Origin of the sequence: Streptomyces sp. NPDC050388, assembly GCF_040655635.1 — a bacterium.
Taxonomy (GTDB): Bacteria; Actinomycetota; Actinomycetes; order Streptomycetales; family Streptomycetaceae; genus Streptomyces.
Genome location: NZ_JBFAKH010000017.1, coordinates 39,445 through 54,900 on the forward strand (window position 1 = coordinate 39,445; position 15,456 = coordinate 54,900).

Genomic DNA, 15,456 nt, shown 5'->3' on the forward strand with positions numbered 1-15,456 from the left:
GTCACCGTGGGCGGGGGCGGCGCACTGACCACGGTCAGGCGACGGGGACAGCCGTCTGCTCACGCCGTGCGGCCCGCGCCTGCTCGTACGGCGCGTCGAGCTCCTCGGTGGAGAGCCCGGCCGTCTCGCGCATGAAGTAGACCGCGGTACCCGAGACGATGGCCACGACGACGCCGAACCCCGCCACGGGCAGCCAACCCAGCGGTCCGTCCCAGAGCAGGGCGGTGGCGATCAGCGGTGCGAATCCGGCGATCACATTGCCCAGCTGGTTGCCCATCGCCATGCCGGAGTAGCGGACCGGGGCTGCGAACTGCTCGGCGTAGAAGGCCGGCCACACGCCCTCACGGCAGGCGTAGAGCAGCGCCATGAACACGATCGTCATGACGGCGATGCCCAAAACGTTGCCGGTCGAGACGATCCACAGGTAGGGGACGATCGTCACCCCGCAGCCGATCGCGGCGGTGAGCGTCACCGGTCGCCGGCCGAACCGGTCGGACAGGTGAGCCGCGGCAGGTGACGTGAACATCATCAGGGCGACCGCCACCGCGCTGATGATCAGCATCGTCGACCGCTCCACGCCGACCTCCTGCGTCGCGTAGGCCAGGACGAACACCGTCGACAGTGACTGCATCATGGCCAGCATCGTCGCGCCCGCGACGCGCACGACCGCTCCGGGCTGGTAGCGCAGCACGTCCTTCGCCGGCAGGCTGCGCACCTCCTCGTCCTCGGCTATCTCCTGGAAGACCGGGGTCTCCTCCAGGCGCGTACGCACCAGGTAGGCGATCAGGACGACGACCGCCGACAGCCAGAAGGGCACCCGCCATCCCCAGCTGTACAGCGCCTCGTCCGGCAGTGCCGCGACCGGAATGAACACCAGGGTCGCCAGCACGTTGCCCGCCGCGATGCCCACCGAGAGGAAGCTGCTGAAGAAGCCGCGGCGTTCGTTCGAGGAGTGCTCGACGGTCAGCGTCGCCGCGCCGGCCGATTCCGCCCCGGCCGAGAAGCCCTGGAGCAGCCGCAGAAGCGTCAGCCCGATCGGGGCCAGGACTCCGATGGAGTCGTAGCTGGGCAGGCAGCCGATCAGGAAGGAGCTCACGCCCATGAGAACCAGGCACCCGAGCAACGCCTGCTTGCGGCCGATCCTGTCACCGAAGTGACCGAACACCAGGCCGCCGAGCGGTCGTGCGACGTATCCCACGCCGAACGTCGCGAACGAGGCGATCAGGCCGACAGCCGGGCTCACGTCGGGGAAGAACAGGTGGTTGAAGACCAGCGCGGCCGCGGCGCCGTAGATGAAGAAGTCGTAGTACTCGAGCGTGCTGCCCAACAGTGACGCCATCGCGGCCTTGCGTGGTGTCTTCTGTCTCTGCGTGACCTGCTCCATGGTTCTTGCCGTCCTTGCGTCGTGCACGAGGCTCTCGTGTCAGGGCGGGAAGCGTGACGGACGCCTGCCGCTCCGTCGCGCTGGAACGGCATTCCAACATGAAAAGCAGTTCGATACAAGATAAAGTTGGAACGACATCGCATATGGATACGGCAATCCAGGTTTCAGTGGCAGGATGGGCCGCAAGCCGGCGGCACCTCCAGCAAGAACCCTCGCTGAGAAAGGGAAACGACTCATGGCTCCTGCGCTCGCGCGCGGCCTCGGCATCCTCGAAGTCCTCGCCGGTGTCGAGAAAGGCCTGCAGCTGCACCAGATCGCCGACTCGCTCGGCATACCTCGCAGTGCGGCTCACCGGCTGCTCGCCGAGCTCAGCGACGCCGGCTACGTACGCCAGGACGGCGCGCTCGGCAACTACGTGCTGAGCCTCAAGCTGGTCTCCCTGGGCCTGAAGCACCTTGCGGTCAACGACCTGGTCGGCCTGTCCCGACCCGTACTCGAACAACTTGCCAGTGACACCGCCGAGCTCGTCCGCCTGGCCGTCATCGACCATGAGGACATGGTCTGGGTCGCCGCCTACCAGGGCGCACGCTCCGGGCTGCGCTACGACCCCGACTCGGGCAGCACCGTCACGCTCAGCTGCTCGGCCACCGGTTTCGCCTGGATGGCGCACGTTCCCGAGGAGATCGCGCTGCAGAAGATCCTGCGCCAGGGAATCATCAGCCGGGAGGACGGCGGGCCCCGCGCACCCCAGACGATCGACGAGATCCGCGCCGAGCTCACGAAGACCCGCGAGAACGGCTTCGCCATCGCCATCGACACCTACTCCCTGGGTGTCGGAACCGTGGCCGCACCCGTCTTCGTCGCCGGTGAGGTCGCCGGGGTGATCAACATCACCGCCCCGACGCCACGGCTGACCGAGGAACGGCTGGCGCAGCTCGCGCCGCGCCTGCTCCAGACCACGGCCGAGGTCACGAAGATCCTGGAAGCCGCCGAAGGGCGTCTGCAGACCGTCGCCCGCGCCTGAGGGCGGAGGGATACGGGACCGCGTACGTGCCGGGCAGCAGCGGAGTGTGCGGCCCGGCACGACAGGAACCGGCGGAAGACGGCGTGCAGTCGCCACGTGGCCGGCAACGGCACCGCCGTCCCTCAGCCGGTGGACCGGGGCCGGGTCTCGCCGAAGAAGTCGAGCATCGGCTCCAGTTGGGCCGCGAGCATGTGGCGGCCCTCGTGCGTCGCGTGACCCAACCGGTCAGCGTGCTCCAACCACGCGGTGCGCGTCGGGTCCATCACGATGTCCGCGACCACCGCGCCCGGTGCCAGCGAGGTACGGCTCAGATCCAACGGCAGCGGGTCGTCCGGTGACAGGCCCAGGGGGGTGGCGTTGACCACCAGATCACACGCGTGGCCGTCGACACGGTCGAGGACCTGGACCTCGGTGCCCGCAGCACCCAGCAACGAGGCCACCGCCGCACGGCGGTCCGCGTCGATCTCCCCGATCCGCACCTCGGCGCCCTGCGCGTGCAGGGCGAAGGCGATGGCGACGCCGGCGCCTCCGCCGCCGATGATGTCGACCCGCGGATGATCGGGCAGCCGGTGCCGGGCACGCAGCCCCGCGACGAACCCCAGTCCGTCGACGTTGTCCCCGTGCCAGCCGCCGCGCTCGGTACGGCGCACGACGTTGACGCTGCCGCACGCCTCGGCCGCCGGCCCGAGACTGTCGCACATCCCGGCGACGTTCACCTTGTGCGGCACCGTGACGACGATCCCGGTCACCTGCTCGGTCCCGGACAGGCCGGCCATGACGTCGGACAGGCTGTCCGCACGACAACGTGTCATGACCATCAACGAGTTCAGGCCGACCTCACGCGCCCGGTCGTTGAACAGGTCGGGCAGTTTGGCCTGCTTGATCGGATCGCCGAGCAACACGAAGAGCTTCATCGCGCGGCAGCCTCCAAGGCTATGTGTGAGGCCGCGAGGCGGCCGAAGATCAGGCCCTTGCTCAGCGCCGTGCCGGTCACGTACGCCTTGCCGTGAAACCCGCCGACGACCTCGCCCGCGGCGTACAGCCCGGGCACGGCCGCCCCGGAACCGGTCAGCACCCGGCCGACGGCGTCGACGGCCACGCCGCAGTACGTCGACGTCATCAACGTCTTCGCGGGGTAGGCGTAGAACGGAGCCCTGGTGACGGGCACGAGACGCCCCACCCCGTTGCACAGTCCGGTGCGGCCGAAGGCGTCCGAGCGGTCGCCGACCACCACCGCGTTGTACTCGTGCACCGTGCGCTCCAACTGTGCCGCGTCGATGCCCGCCGCCTCGGCGAGCTCCCGCAACGAGTCGGCCCGGTGCACGTGCCCCTTGCGCTCGAGAGCGTCGATGTCCGAGAGGGGAACCCCCGGCTGGGACTGCGCACGTACGTCCGCGTCGAACACCTGGAACGCGATCTGCCGGGGCTGTTCCAGGCACGCGGCGCCCAGCGTCTTGTACGAGGCCGACTCGTCCACGAAGCGCCGGCCCTCGGCGTTCACGATGACGGCGCCCATGTAGAACGCGGTCAGCAGTTCGTGCTCCTCGATGGTCGTCTCGGGATGAGACCCGAACGTGCCCGAGACGTACTCCATGTCACGCAGGGCCGCTCCTCGAGCGGCGGCGAAGCGCAGGCCGTCGCCGGTGTTGCCCAGGCCCCCGTACGGCATCGCGTCGACCTGCCGCGGAGCGTACCGGCCGATGATCTCCGGGGAGCGGGTGAAACCGCCTGTCCCCAGCAGGACACCGCGGGCGTGCACGCTCCGCCGCGTGCCACCGTCCAGCTCGACCACGACACCCGCGACGGTCCCTCCGTCGTCGATGAGGTCCACCACGCGCGCACCGGTGCGCAGGACCGCGGTGGACGCGGCCTCGACACGAGCGAGCAGGGCGGCCAGCACGCTCTCGATCGGCGCGTGGTGCGAGCGGGGGACGCTCTGTCCGGAACTGAGCTTGACCACGTCGAACTCCAGCCCCAGCCCGCGCATCCAGTCGTAGGCGTCGTGCTGCTCGCGCGCGTACGCCTCCAGCAGCGCCGGATCAGCGACCCCGCCGGAGGCGGCGAGCATGTCCGCCACGAAGGTGGAGTCGTGGTCGACGATGCCGCGCCGCTGCTGCTCGTCGGTGCCCGAGAAGGCGAACCATCCGCCGCTCATCGCGGTCGTGCCGCCGATCTCCGGCTGCTTCTCCAGCAGGACGGCACGCACCTGGTGCTCGGCACACCACGCCGCGGCCGCGAGACCGGTGATGCCGGCCCCGACGATGACGACGTCCACCTGGGACGGCACCACGCCTCGGTCGTGGCTCATGACGCCACCTCGACCCGAGCACCCTCGGCGGCCGGACGACGGACCGCACGCACCCGTGAAGACCCGGACAACCGCCTCACCGCCCGTGCACGTTCGTGACGTCGGCGAAGACGGGGGCGCGCTTCTCCAGGAACGAGGCCACGCCCTCCACGCCCTCCTGCCCGCTGAACGTCTCGTCGATGAGCACGGAGAGCGCCTCACGGACCACCGGCAGCGACTCGGTCAGCATCGTGTGGTTGGCGAACTTCTTGCTCAACGCGGTGGCCCGCGGGGCGTTGCGCGCGATCGTGGCGGCGACCTCCCCGCCCACGCGCTCCAGGTCGTCCGGCGCGACGACGCGGGTGATGAGACCCGCCTCGAGGGCCTCCTGCGCGCTGACGGGTTCGCCCGTCAGCGCCAGGTACTGCGTCATGCGTCGGCTGGTCGTGTAGCTGGCCGACCCCAGGAAGACGGTGGCCCACAGGCCGATGCTCGTTTCCGGAAGGCGGAAGACAGCGGCGTCACTGGCGACGACGACGTCGCAGAACTGGAGGAGTTCCATGCCGGCGCCGAGCGCCATGCCCTGGACCTCCGCCACGATCGGCAGCCTGCTGCCGGCCATCGCCGTGATCGTCGGAACCATCAGGTCCAGGAAGTAGGCGCGTGTCTGCGCCCGCGTGGTGAAGGCGTTCGTCTCCTTGATGTCGTTGCCCGCACAGAAGGCGCGCCCCTGCGAGCGGAGCAGCACCACGCGGATCGACGGGTCGTCCTCGGCCGTGCGCAGCTCGCGCAGCAGGTCTGTCCACGCCTCGCTGTTCATGGCGTTGAGCTTTTCCGGTCGATCGAGGGTGAGGATCCGGATCGGTCCGTCGGTCTCAGACTTCACGGCTGTCCTTTCGGGTGAAGAGCTCGGCCGCCATGGGCGACACGTCGTCGAGCACAGGAGTGAAGGGGCAGTGGTCCAGCACGTCGGCCTGTACGTCGACACCGGGTGCGACCTCGCGCAGAGCCCAACCCTGCGGGGTCAGCTGGAAGACGGCGCGTTCGGTGACGATGTGCACGTCCTGGCCCCGCTTGACCGCCTGCTCGCCGCTGAAGGTGATCTGGTCGACGTCACGGACGAACTTGTCGACGGAGCCTTCGCGGGCGATGCCCAGCGTTCCGTCGCCGATGTCGGGCCTGAAGCCGGCGGCGGTCAACGAGCCGCAGAAGACCACGCGACGGGCGTTCTGAGCGATGTCGATGAACCCGCCGGCCCCCATCACCTCGCCGTTGTAGAGCGACACGTTGACGTTGCCGTGCCGGTCGGCCTGCGCGAAGCCCAGGAAGGTGACGTCGAGCATGCCGCCCTGGTACAGGTCGATGATGTTCGTCATCGTCAGCAGGGCGTCGTAGTTGCTCGACGCGCCGAACGTCATGCCGAGCGACGTGACCCCGCCGATGACCCCGTGTTCGTTCGTCATCGTGATCCGCTCGCTCATGCCGGTCTCCTGCAGCACGGACGCCACGCCGTCGGGCACCCCGACACCGAGGTTCACCACATCGCCCGGCTGGACGAAGCGGGCCGCCCGCTCGGCGATGATCCGCCGCCACCCGTGCGGCAACTCGGGGAACTCGTCGATGCGCACGTCGCCGGCGAAGGCGTCGTTGCGCTCCGCCACATAGGTCTGCCACTGCTCCGGGTACTCCACGACCGCGCCGACGAGCGCCCCGGGGATGTGCACGCGCTTGGGATGGAAGCGCTCGGACGCGACCTCCTTGACCTGCACGAAGGTACGCCCCGGACCGGGCCGGGTCGCGCCGCCCCGGTAGCCGGCCATGCTGATCTCCAGCGTGTCGAGGTACGACGGTTCGTCGTCGTACACCACGTTGCCCAGCACGTCGGCCCGGCTTCCTCGTACGAAGGCGAAATCGATGGGGATCGCCCGGTAGAAGAGGTACTCCTGCCCGTCGATCTCCATCACCTCGACGAGGCTGTCCTTGGAGACCGAGTTCAGGCTGCCTCCGCCGAGCCGCGGATCGACGAACGTGCCGAGGCCGGTCTTGGTCAACAGCCCGGGCCGGCCGGCAGCGGTGTCGCGGAAGAGCTGACTCAGCACACCGAGCGGAAGGTTGTAGGCCTCGACCTGGTTGTCGCGGATCATCCTGCCGACGGCGGGACTGTTGCCCATGTGGCCACCGATGAACTTGGCGACCAGGCCGGGCTTGGCCAGGTGGCTCATGCCTCGCAGCGCCTTGTCGCCCACGCCCACGCTGTGCACGATCGTCAGATCGCGCGGGCTCCCCTCGGCCTCGAAGCGGGCCGCCAGAGCCGTGATCAGCGCGTCCGGCTCGAGCACCCCGCCCCCGCCTCCCGAGATCGCGAGCGTCGCGCCATCGGTGATCTCACGCACTGCTGCGGCCGCGCTGATCGACACGCCACCCACTGCGACGTCCTCCACTGAAGTCACCTGCCCTCTTCCCTCCCGCCGCCGTTGGCCGGAAGTGGCCACAAAGTAACACGGCTGGAATGGCATTCCAAGAAGGAACATAATTTCAATCAGAGCACTCAGACCTGGGCCACCTGGGCCTTTCGCCGACAGCCGTCCGGCGATGCGGGCATGGGGCGGCGCCCCCTGCCGAAGTGCTCACGCCTTTCAGCAACTTGCCCTGGAGGGCGGGCCACCTTGACGGCAGGGGCGGGGCACTCCTCCCGTCCGGCAGGGGCGGGGAGAACGAACAGGCGTCGGCGGCCTCGGGAGCCGAGGTCACCACCGCCGCCCAGGGCACTCCGGCGCCCGTCTCCGGTGAGGAACTCATCCGCACGTTGAAGGAACCCCTCCCCGACGGGGAGTTCAGCGGGGAGCAGGGGCGCGGGACCGAGTGTGGACCGTCGACACCATGCGGGCCGACGGCATGCGCGTGGTGATCAGCGCCTTCAACGCCGGTGCTCAGCAAGAGGACGCCCACGCGCGACGCCCCCGCACTGAGCATGGAGGAACTCCGGGCGATCGCCCTCAGCCCGCGGTGGGACGGCCTGATCTGACCTGACCGCTAGAAGAACTCCGACCAGGGCTGGTCCCAGACCTGTTTGACGCACAGGACCAGGAAGAGGAGGCCCGCGATGGCGAGCATGGTGTTGCTGAGGGGACCGTTGCGCCATTCGCGGGGAGTGCGGGCGGAGTTGAGGAGCCAGACCAGGGTGAGGGCGAGGAAGGGCATGAAGGCGGCGCCGAGGACGCCGTAGATGATGATCAGGCGGAAGGGCTGGCCTTCGAACAGCAGGATCATGGGTGGGAAGGTCAGCCACAGCAGGTAGGCGCGGAACGGCCAGGACTTCTCCGGGCCGCCGGAGGCGATGGCCTCGCCCGTCGACGGCTTCGCCTTCTTCCGGCCGCGGGCCACGAAGTCGGCGAACATCAGGCTCACCCCGTGCCACACGCCGATCAGTGACGTGAACGAGGTGGCGAAGAAGCCGATCAGGAAGAACTTGGCCGTCGTGGCACCGTACTTGTCCTCCAGGATGTCGCTCAGCTGGATCAGGCCCCTGTCGCCGCCGGCGATCGCGACACCGGCGGAGTTCAGGAGTTCGGCGCCGACGACGAGCATCGCGACCACGAAGATGCCGGTGGTGAGGTAGGCGACGCGGTTGTCCAGCCGCATCACCTTCATCCAGCCGGAGTCGGTCCAGCCCTTGGCGTTGATCCAGTAGCCGTACGCGGCCAGCGTGATCGTGCCGCCCACGCCGCCGATCAGGCCGAGGGTGTAGAGGACCGAATCGTCCGCGTCGGGCAGGACCGGGAGCAGCCCGGCGAAGGCGTCGCCCAGGTTCGGGACCACCCTGACCGCCAGGTAGACCGTCACCGCGAACATGACGCCCACCAGGACCGTCATGACCTTCTCGAAGACCGCGTACCGGTTGAACCAGACGAAGGCCAGGCCCACCAGGGCGCAGGCGATGCCCCACCACTCGAGGTCCATCACGTCCGGGAAGAGGGCCTGCAGGGGCAGGGCGCTCGACGACATCGCCGCCGCGCCGTAGACGAAGCCCCAGATGACCACGTAGACGCCGAAGAAGTACGTCGTCCAACGGCCGAGGCTCGCCCAGCCGTCGAACAGGGTGCGGCCGGTGGCCAGGTGCCAGCGGCCCGCGGCCTCGGCGAGGGAGATCTTCACCAGGCAGCCGATCACCGCCGCCCACAGGAGGGTGTAGCCGAAGCTGCTGCCGGCGATGAGGGTGGCGACCAGGTCGCCGGCGCCCACCCCGGTCGCGGCGACGACGATGCCGGGGCCGATGTGGCGCCAACCGGACTTGCGGGGCTGGGGGGCGGGGCCGTGGAGTGGCGCCCCGGTGTCCTGGATGTTTCCCGTGTTTCCCGTGGTGTCCGCCATGAGGGCAAGAAAGCCGATGGAGGCCGGTCGGACAAGGGGGCGTGCGGGGATCTTCACCGGATGCACCTGGTCGGGTGGTCGAATGGTCGAATGATCGACCGACATGACGCTATTGACCTGATCATGTCATGCGCGCAGGATTGCGGCACCGTACACCGCACCAGGCACGTCGCCATGGACAACCCCACCTCCCACAAGGAGACTTCATGCGACTTCGCACACGCGGCAGACGCTCCGCCGTGCTCGCCGCACTCCTCGCCCTCGCCCTCGCCGCGCCCGTGTCGATGACGGCCACTCAGGCCGACGCCGACAGCGCGGAGCCGGCGGCGGCCTCGGCCGACGACATCCGCCAGTACGAGATCCATCAGCGCACGACTCCCGTGACCCGTACGGAGATCCAGCGGGCCGGGGTCACCGTGGACGAGGCCGACGAGGAGACGGTGGTCGTCTCCGGCCGCGCCGACCAGATCCGCACCCTGCGTCGGCAGGGGTACGAGGTCACGCCGTTGGGCGCCGCTCCCGACCGCTCGACCGCCGCCGACGGTCTGCGGCTGTTCGACTTCCCCTCGGCCGACTCCCGCTACCACAACTACGCCGAGATGAACGCGGAGATCGACCAGCGGCTGGCGGCGTACCCGAACATCATGAGCAAGCGGGTGATCGGCCGCTCCTACCAGGGCCGGGACATCGTCGCCATCAAGATCAGCGACAACGTGACGACGGACGAGAACGAGCCCGAGGTCCTGTTCACCCACCACCAGCACGCGCGTGAGCACCTGACCGTCGAGATGGCGCTGTACCTGCTGCGCGAACTCGGCGCGGGATACGGCAGCGACTCGCGGATCACCAACATGGTCAACAGCCGGGAGATCTGGATCATCCCGGACCTCAACCCGGACGGCGGCGAGTACGACATCGCCACCGGCTCCTACCGCTCCTGGCGCAAGAACCGGCAGCCCAACTCCGGTTCGTCGTACGTCGGCACCGACCTGAACCGCAACTGGAACTACCGCTGGGGCTGCTGCGGCGGCTCCTCCGGCTCCACGTCCTCCGAGACCTACCGGGGTTCGGCTCCCGAGTCCGCGCCCGAGGTGAAGGTCGTCGCCGACTTCGTGCGCAGCCGGGTCGTGGGCGGAGTGCAGCAGATCAAGGCAGGCGTCGACTTCCACACGTACAGCGAGCTGGTGCTGTGGCCGTTCGGCTACACCTACTCCGACACCACGACCGGGATGACGGCCGACGACCAGGCCGCCTTCCGGACGGTCGGTCAGAAGATGGCCGCGAGCAACGGCTACACGCCGCAGCAGTCCAGCGATCTGTACATCACGGACGGGTCGATCGACGACTACCTGTGGGGCACGCACAAGATCTTCGGCTACACCTTCGAGATGTATCCGAGGTCCTCGTCGGGCGGCGGCTTCTACCCGCCCGACGAGGTCATCGAGCGGGAGACGTCCCGGAACCGGGACGCCGTCCTGCAACTCCTGGAGAACGCGGACTGCATGTACCGCTCCATCGGCAAGGAGGCACAGTACTGCCGTTAGCGGCACCGCCGCCCGGCGCGAGGAGCCGTCGCGGTGCTAGGACTTGTCCTCCTTCGCCTTCGCGTCGGCCTTCGCGTCGGCGTCCGGCTCGGACTTCCCGGCGTCGGCGTCGGTTTCCGCGTCGGCGTCTGCTTCCGCGTCGGGCGAGTCCGTGTCGGACGTGTCCGCCTCGGACGTCTCGGGGCCGGCGGCCTCGGAGTCGGAGGTCTCCGGTTCCGGTGCCTCGTCGTCGAAGTAGGCGTCCAGGACCGCGTCCAGCTCCGTGTCCCACTCGGCGAAGCGGCTTCGGGACGCGGCCTCGATCTCCAGCGGGTACCAGCGGCTGTCCGTGGTGTGGACGGTGACCGTGTAGCGCTTGCCGAAGCGGGCGGTCTCCGTCTCCACCGCGCCGATCTCGTCCCAGCGGAAATGGCACTCCTGGTCGTCCAGTCGGAGCCATACGCCACCGTGGTCGGCGACGATCCTGGCGCGGCGGTCGGACGCCTCGAAGGCGGGGCCGTCGGGGACGGGCTCCTCCTCGGAGGCGTCGGACTCGCCGGAGGCGTCCGAGGCACCGGAGGCGTCCGAGGCGTCGGCGGCCTCGGACTTCTCCGGTGAGGTCCTCTCCTCGGACTCCGCCGCCGTGTCCGCGTCCGCCTGCTCCGACGCCGCCTTCGAGTCCTCCGGCTCCACCTCGCCCTTCACGTCCGCCTTGCGGCCGGACGCGGGGGCGGTGAGCCCGGGGATGAAGGCCGGGTCGAATCCGGCGCCTTCCAGGGGCTGGCTGCTCGAACCTATGCGCTGCTCCACACCGGAGGAGTATGGTCGACGATCCTGTGCGGGACACAGCCAGCCCCTGTTTTCGTTATCAGACGCCTACATGGGACCCACCGTTCGCACCAATCGGAAGATGATCCGACAGGACGCGCGGGCCGGATTCAGCGGGCCGGGTCAGACGGCCAGACTGAGCGCCGCCGCGACCACGAAGCCGGCCACCGACAGGACGCTCTCCAGCACCGTCCACGTCTTCAGCGTGTCCCGCTCGCTGATGCCGAAGTACTTGGCGACCATCCAGAACCCGCCGTCGTTGACGTGCGAGGCGAAGATGGAGCCCGCCGAGATGGCCATGATGACGAGGGCCACGAACGCCTGGGAGTAGTCCCCCTCGGACAGCAGCGGGGCCACGATGCCCGCCGTCGTGACGATCGCCACCGTCGCCGAGCCCTGCGCGACCCGGAGCACCACGGAGATCAGGTACGACAGGACGATCACCGGCAGCCCGACGTCGTTGAACGTGTCGGACAGCGCCTGGGCGACCCCGCTCCCCTTGAGGACCGCGCCGAAGACACCGCCGGCGCCGACGACCAGCAGGATGTTGCCGACCGGCTTCAGCGAGGACGTCGAGACGGTCTCCAGGGACTTGCGGGACCAGCCGCGCCGGATGCCGAGCAGGCAGTACGCCATGAACAGGGCGATGGTGAGCGCGACGAACGGGTGGCCGAAGAACTCGACGACCGAGCGCAGCGTCGACTCCTCCAGGGCGATCGAGGAGAAGGTCGCGGCGAGGATCAGCAGGAGCGGCGTGCCGATGATGCCGAGGACCGTGCCGAGCGGCACCGGCGTCTCGCGCGGCTCGACGCCGGCGGCACGCTGCTCGTCGATGACGGCCTGCTTGGACTCCTCGGCGGCCTCGACCATGTCCTGCGGTACGGCGACGAAGATCCGCTTGCCGATCCAGGCGGAGTAGACCCAGGCGGCGACGACGGCCGGGATGCCGGTGACGACACCCATGAGGATGACCCAGCCGAGGTCGACGCCGAGCAGTCCGGCGGCGGCCACCGGGCCGGGGTGCGGGGGCAGGAAGGCGTGGGTGACGGACAGGCCCGCGAGCAGCGGCAGGCAGTAGAGCAGGATCGACTTGCCGGAGCGCTTGGCGGCGGCGTACACGATCGGCGCGAGGACGAAGATGCCGACGTCGAAGAAGACCGGGACACCGAAGATCAGACCGGTGAGGCCCATGGCGAGCGGGGCCCGCTTCTCGCCGAACACGCCGAGCAGCCGCGAGGCCAGCACCTCGGCGCCGCCGCTGACCTCGAGGATCGCGCCGAGCATGGTGCCGAGGCCGATGATGATCGCGACATGGCCGAGGATGCCGCCCATCCCGGACTCGATGGTGGACACCGCGTCCGAGCGCTGGACCGTGCCGAAGAGTTCGGTGACCGACAGGCCGGCCATCAGGCCGACGGCTATGGAGACGCCGAGCAGCGCGACGAAGGGCTGTACCCGCGCCTTGATGATCAGGAAGAGGAGCAGTGCGATGCCGAGGGCGGCGACGGTCAGCAGACCGGCGGTGCCGTCGATCAGCAGGAGCAGCCCTCCGGTGTGCGGGGGTGCCTCGGCCGCGGCGTCGGCGGCGAGCGAGAAGGGCGGTGGGGACAGTCGGGACATTCGGGGGTCCTCTGCTGGAATACACGAAGCTTTTGGGCAGGGGGGATCGCGGCACGGCGTCCCGGGGGTGGTGGACGCCGTGCCGTGACACACGAGGTGTGAGGGGGTTACGGAAAAAAAAGGGGAGCGCGCGTCAGCCCAGTACGGCCAGCGCGTCGATCTCGATGAGGAGCCCCGCGGGCAGGCCGACGTAGACGGTCGTGCGCGCGGCGGGCGGCTGGGTGAGGCCCTGCTCCTCGAAGTAGGTGTTGTAGATCTGGTTCATCTCGGCGAAGTGGTCCACGTCGGTGAGGTAGACGCGGATCATCATCACGTCGTCCCAGGTCGCGCCGCCCTCTTCGAGGATCGCCTTGACGTTGGCGAGGGTCTGGAGGGTCTGCTCGCGCAGGGTGGGGCCGGCGGGCGTGGGCGCCTTGCCCTCCTCGGCGGGGAGGAACCCGACCTGGCCGGCGACCTGGAGGATGTTGCCCTTCCGCACGCCGTGGGAGAACTTCGCGGGCGGGGTGGTGTGGGTCTTCGGGGTGAGCGCGATCTTGTCGGTCATACGGTTTCCCTGTCGGATCGGTGCACGGGCGTCCTGCCGGAGTACTCGCCGCTGATCGCGTCCGCGGTGCGGCGGACCAGCGGGAGCAGGGTGAGGAGTTCGTCGGCGGTGACGACGACGTTCGGCGCGGAGACCGACATCGCGGCGATCACCCGGCCGTCGGCGCCGCGGATCGGCGCGGCGACGCAGTTGATGGACTCCTCGTGGCCGCCGAGGTCGGTGGCCCAGCCCTGTTCGCGCACCTTCTCCAACTCCCGCAGGAAAGCGGCCGGGTTGGGTGTCGAACGGGACGTGTACATGGGGTAGTCGAGCTGCTCCGCGAGGGCGCGGCGCTCGGGCTCGGGCAGGTCGGCGAGGAGCAGCTTGGCCACGGCGGCGACGGTGATCGCGACGGGCTTGCCGATCCGCGAGTACATGCGCACCGGGTAGCGGCTCTCCACCTTGTCGATGTAGAGGACCTCGTTCTCCTCGTACACGGCGAGGTGCACGGTGTGGCCGCACCGCTCGTTGAGGCGGACGAGGTGGGGATGGGCGATCTCCCGGACGTCGAGGTTCTCCATCGCCTCCTGGGCGAGGGCGAAGAGGCGGGCTCCGAGCCGGTAGCGCTGGTCGGACTGGCGGTAGACGAGTCCGTGCTCGTGCAGGGTGCGCAGCAGCCGCAGCGCCGTGGACTTGTGCACGCCCAGGCGGTCGGCGACCTGCCCGAGGTCGGCGGGGCCCTCGGCGAGCAGCGGCAGGATGCTCAGCGCACGGTCGACGGTCTGGCTCATGGGGTACGTCCCTCCTCCTCGGCCCGGTCCGCGTGGCCCGCGTCCGGGTGCGCGCCCGCGGTGTCGGTCTCGGTCCAACCGGGGCCCAGACGCAGTCTCCCCCACGCCGGGTCGTCCAGGGCGGCCAGCCGGTCGGCCAGGTCGCGGGCGGGGGGTGCGGCGAGGTCGCCGGAGGTGGTGAGGGCGGCGGCGGCCGCGAGGTGGCCGTGCCGGAGCCGGTCCCGTACGGGCAGGGCGCGCAGGGTGGCGGAGAGGAACCCGGCGGCGAAGGCGTCGCCCGCGCCGACGGCGGCCACGACGTCCACGTCGAGGGACGGGGCGAAGACCGCGGCGCCGGCGCTGGTCCCGTCCGGGCCGTAGGCCGTCGCGCCGCGGCCGCCCTGCTTGACGACCAGGACCTCCGGTTCCGGCAGCGCCTCCCGTACGGCGGCGGCGTCCCGCAGGCCCCAGGCCTCGCGTGCCTCGTCCTCACCCACGAAGACGATGTCGGCGCCGCGGGCCAGTTCGAGCAGTACCTCGGGGCCGTGGGCGGCGCTGTCGCGCCACAGTCCCGGCCGGTGGTTGACGTCGAAGGAGACGAGCGGGCGGCCGGGGCGGCGGGCGGTCAGCTCCCGCAGGAGGTCCAGGCAGCCGGCGGAGAGCGCGGCGGTGATGCCGGACAGGTGCAGGACGCGGGCGGCGCGGGCGGCGGCCAGGTCGACGGTGTGGGGGGTCATCGCGGAGGCGGCGGAGCCGGCCCGGTAGTAGGCGACCTCGTGGGCGTCGGTGGCGCGGTCGCCGGCGGTGCGGAAGTAGACGCCGGTGGGGCGGTGCGGGTCGCGCCGGACGTACGACACGTCGACGCCGTACTCCCCGATGGTCCGGACGAGGTGGTCGCCGAAGCCGTCCTGGCCGACCGCGCTGATCCAGCGTGCCGGGTGCCCGGCCGCCGCGAGCACGCACGCGGTGTTGGACTCCGCGCCGCCGATGGCCCGTTCGAAGGAGGGCACGTCGGCGAGGGGGCCCGGCCGGGAGGGCAGGAACGTCACCATGGACTCGCCCAGCGCGACGACGTCGACGACCTCCACGACGTCGGGGGCGGTGCGGGGTCCGGTGGCGGTCACGA

The 15,456-nt window shown here is 69.9% G+C and carries 13 protein-coding genes; 2 read left to right on the top strand and 11 right to left on the bottom strand.

From position 1 onward, the window contains the following. Positions 1-34 precede the first annotated feature (34 nt). Entirely contained in the window at positions 35-1,384 is a 1,350-nt protein-coding gene (locus AB0I73_RS12475; RefSeq protein WP_363036477.1) for an MFS transporter, read from the bottom strand. A 235-nt stretch (positions 1,385-1,619) separates the two neighbouring features. Here AB0I73_RS12475 and AB0I73_RS12480 point away from each other — a divergent pair, with 235 nt between their 5' ends. Beyond that, positions 1,620-2,408 carry an IclR family transcriptional regulator gene (locus AB0I73_RS12480; protein WP_363036479.1) on the top strand — a complete coding sequence of 263 codons (789 nt, stop codon included), beginning with the start codon at positions 1,620-1,622 and terminating at the stop codon, positions 2,406-2,408. Between the two features lie 122 nt (positions 2,409-2,530). Here the strand turns inward: AB0I73_RS12480 and AB0I73_RS12485 are convergent, their stop codons facing one another. The 5 genes from AB0I73_RS12485 to AB0I73_RS12505 all read right to left on the bottom strand — a co-directional run bounded on the left by AB0I73_RS12485 (position 2,531) and on the right by AB0I73_RS12505 (position 9,066). Beyond that, entirely contained in the window at positions 2,531-3,322 is a 792-nt protein-coding gene (locus tag AB0I73_RS12485) for a shikimate dehydrogenase (RefSeq protein WP_363036481.1), read from the bottom strand. Further along, positions 3,319-4,716 carry an FAD-dependent oxidoreductase gene (locus AB0I73_RS12490; RefSeq protein WP_363036483.1) on the bottom strand — a complete coding sequence of 466 codons (1,398 nt, stop codon included), beginning with the start codon at positions 4,714-4,716 and terminating at the stop codon, positions 3,319-3,321. The genes AB0I73_RS12485 and AB0I73_RS12490 overlap by 4 nt, the downstream gene beginning before the upstream one ends. Positions 4,717-4,792: 76 nt before the next feature. Beyond that, the gene (locus AB0I73_RS12495) at positions 4,793-5,581 is read right to left on the bottom strand and encodes an enoyl-CoA hydratase/isomerase family protein (RefSeq protein WP_363036485.1); all 789 of its coding nucleotides are present in this window, start codon (positions 5,579-5,581) and stop codon (positions 4,793-4,795) included. Beyond that, positions 5,571-7,145, bottom strand: coding sequence for a CoA-transferase (locus AB0I73_RS12500; protein WP_363036487.1), 1,575 nt, complete (start codon positions 7,143-7,145; stop codon positions 5,571-5,573). The genes AB0I73_RS12495 and AB0I73_RS12500 overlap by 11 nt, the downstream gene beginning before the upstream one ends. 583 nt (positions 7,146-7,728) lie before the next feature. Further along, positions 7,729-9,066, bottom strand: a complete 1,338-nt coding sequence (locus AB0I73_RS12505; RefSeq protein WP_363036489.1) for an Nramp family divalent metal transporter — start codon at positions 9,064-9,066, stop codon at positions 7,729-7,731. Positions 9,067-9,272: 206 nt separating this feature from the next. Between AB0I73_RS12505 and AB0I73_RS12510 the strand changes: the two genes are divergently transcribed. Beyond that, entirely contained in the window at positions 9,273-10,610 is a 1,338-nt protein-coding gene (locus AB0I73_RS12510; RefSeq protein ID WP_363036491.1) for a M14 family metallopeptidase, read from the top strand. A gap of 36 nt (positions 10,611-10,646) precedes the next feature. Here AB0I73_RS12510 and AB0I73_RS12515 read toward each other — a convergent pair whose 3' ends face one another. The 5 genes from AB0I73_RS12515 to AB0I73_RS12535 form a co-directional block, all read right to left on the bottom strand. Then, positions 10,647-11,399 (bottom strand): hypothetical protein, encoded by a 753-nt coding sequence (locus AB0I73_RS12515; protein ID WP_363036493.1) that lies wholly within the window; start codon positions 11,397-11,399, stop codon positions 10,647-10,649. A gap of 141 nt (positions 11,400-11,540) precedes the next feature. Beyond that, positions 11,541-13,037: a gluconate:H+ symporter gene (locus AB0I73_RS12520; RefSeq protein ID WP_363036495.1), complete on the bottom strand. Its 1,497-nt coding sequence runs from the start codon at positions 13,035-13,037 to the stop codon at positions 11,541-11,543. Between the two features lie 133 nt (positions 13,038-13,170). Beyond that, a complete protein-coding gene (locus AB0I73_RS12525) occupies positions 13,171-13,581 on the bottom strand; it encodes a RidA family protein (protein ID WP_363036497.1) in 411 nt (136 codons plus the stop codon). Beyond that, positions 13,578-14,351, bottom strand: a complete 774-nt coding sequence (locus AB0I73_RS12530) for an IclR family transcriptional regulator (protein WP_363036499.1) — start codon at positions 14,349-14,351, stop codon at positions 13,578-13,580. The genes AB0I73_RS12525 and AB0I73_RS12530 overlap by 4 nt, the downstream gene beginning before the upstream one ends. Beyond that, positions 14,348-15,454, bottom strand: coding sequence for a sugar kinase (locus tag AB0I73_RS12535; protein WP_363036501.1), 1,107 nt, complete (start codon positions 15,452-15,454; stop codon positions 14,348-14,350). Before AB0I73_RS12535 ends, AB0I73_RS12530 begins: the two co-directional genes overlap by 4 nt. Positions 15,455-15,456 lie beyond the last annotated feature (2 nt).